At 63.6% G+C, this 1,040-nt stretch carries 1 protein-coding gene; it reads left to right on the forward strand.

Annotation, left to right across the window (positions count from 1 at the left end; genetic code table 11):
• Positions 1-1,038: IS5 family transposase (locus SLW52_RS21035; protein ID WP_320741231.1), on the forward strand; the 1,038-nt coding region annotated here is incomplete at its 5' end.
• Positions 1,039-1,040: the final 2 nt, after the last annotated feature.

Below are 1,040 nucleotides of genomic sequence, written 5' to 3' on the forward strand. Positions count from 1 at the left end.
GCCGAGGACGCCACGATGATCAGCCTGTTTGCCGGCCACGAACGCGAAGCCAAGCGGCAGCAGATCGGCGATCCTCTGGCTCTGCTGTCACGGCATATCGACTTTGCCGGGATTGCTCACGCCGTAGACGCGAAGCTGTGCTTGGGTACTGGCAAGCGCGGTGGCCGTCCGGCTTGGCCGACGCAGGTGATGATCAAGCTGCTGCTGTTGCAGCAGTTGTACAACCTCTCCGACGATGCGCTGGAGTACCAGGTGCTGGATCGGCGCAGCTTCCAGCAATTCCTCGGACTGGAACACAGCGGCAAGGTGCCCGACGCCAAGACAATCTGGGTGTGGCGCGAACGGCTCAAGACCAAGGATCTGATGGGCGACATCAGCGCGGCGATCGGTGAGCAATTGCAACGTGCCGGGTTCATTGCCCGTGGCGGTCAGATCATCGACGCCAGCATCGTCAGCGCTCCGATCCAGCGCAACACGCGCGAAGAGAACGCGCAGATCAAGCAGGGCGATGACGTCGGCCAGGACTGGAGCGATGCCAAGCGTGCGCAGAAGGATATGCAGGCACGTTGGACCAGGAAGCATGGGGTGGCGTTCTACGGCTACAAGCTGCACGCCAGCACGGACCGTCGCTGGGGCTTCATCCGCCGCTACGACGTGAGCGCGGCCAACGTGCACGACAGCCGTCACTTCGAGCAGGTGCTGGACCCGGACAACACCGGCCGCACGGTATGGGCCGATAGCGGGTATGCCGATGCAGCGCGGGAAGCAGACCTGAAAAGGCGTGGTTACCGCCCCGCGATCCAACATCAAGGGCATGCGCGCAAGCCCTTGAGCGAGGCAGCAAAGCGCCGGAACCGTCGAATTGCCAAGGATCGGGTGTTCGGCGAGCACCCGTTTGCGCGCTTGGCCCAACAAGGCGGCAAGTTCGTACGCTGCATCGGCTTGGCGCGGGCAAAGGTGGTGATCGGGCTGAAGGTCGCCAGCCATAACGTGATGCGGCTGGCACGGCTACAGGAGCGGGCCATGGTGCCAGCGTGATC

It is taken from the genome of Xanthomonas sp. LF02-5 (genome assembly GCF_034105325.1).
Lineage (GTDB): Bacteria > Pseudomonadota > Gammaproteobacteria > Xanthomonadales > Xanthomonadaceae > Xanthomonas_A > Xanthomonas_A sontii.